This window comes from Micromonospora endophytica, from assembly GCF_003236305.1.
Lineage (GTDB): Bacteria > Actinomycetota > Actinomycetes > Mycobacteriales > Micromonosporaceae > Micromonospora > Micromonospora endophytica.
Genome location: NZ_POTX01000489.1, coordinates 1 through 994, shown reverse-complemented (window position 1 = coordinate 994; position 994 = coordinate 1). Strand labels below are relative to the sequence as shown.

Below are 994 nucleotides of genomic sequence, written 5' to 3'. Positions count from 1 at the left end.
CGCCGTACCCCCGCCGTTTGATCTTTATCGGCCGAGTCTGACCGCGACCCTGCCCACCCAGCTCGACCACGCGCCCGTGGCGTTGCGGCATCCGACGCGGTCGGCCGCGCTGCGGATTTCGGCGGCGGCGGTGGCCGGGTTCCGGGCCACGCTCGACGCCCGGCGGTTCGTGGAGATCCACACGCCGAAGGTGGTCGCCACGTCCACCGAGAGCGGGGCGAACGTGTTCACTCTGGACTGGTTCGGCAGGCCGGCGTACCTGGCGCAGTCGCCGCAGTTCTACAAACAGCTCATGGTCGGTGTCTTCGAGCGGGTCTACGAGGTCGGGCCGGTGTTCCGCGCCGAGCCGCACGACACCGTGCGGCACCTGGCGCAGTACACCTCACTCGACGTCGAACTGGGCTTCGTCACCGACCACCGGGACGTGATGGCGGTGCTGCGGGACACCCTCGCCGGGATGCTCGACACGGTCGGCGACCGGGCCGCCGCCGCGTTGGCGACCCTCGGCCGGGAACTGCCGGTGGTGCCCGCGCAGATCCCGGCGGTGCACTTCACCGAGGCGCTGCGGATCGCCGGCGTGCCCGCCGACGAGCCGGACCTGGCGCCCGCGCACGAGCGGGCGCTGGGGGAGTGGGCCCGCCGCGAACACCAGTCGGACTTCCTCTTCGTCACCGGGTACCCGATGGCGAAGCGGCCGTTCTACACCCATCCGGACCCGGCTCGCCCGACCTACTCCAACGGGTTCGACCTGCTGTTCCGGGGACTGGAACTGGTCACCGGTGGGCAGCGGCTGCACCGGCACGCCGACTACCTGGCCGCGCTGGCGGCCCGAGGCGAGCCGACCGACCCGTACGCCGGCTACCTCGACGCCTTCCGGCACGGCCTGCCGCCGCACGGTGGCTTCGCCATCGGCCTGGAACGCTTCGTCGCCCGCCTCACCGGCGCCACCAACATCCGCGAGGTCACCCCCTTCCCCCGCGACCTCCACCGCCTC

At 72.4% G+C, this 994-nt stretch carries 1 protein-coding gene; it reads left to right on the top strand.

What is annotated here, in order from left to right:
• Positions 1 to 994, top strand: a 994-nt coding sequence (gene aspS / locus C1I93_RS30695; protein WP_111246711.1) for an aspartate--tRNA(Asn) ligase, incomplete at both ends; no start/stop codon positions are given.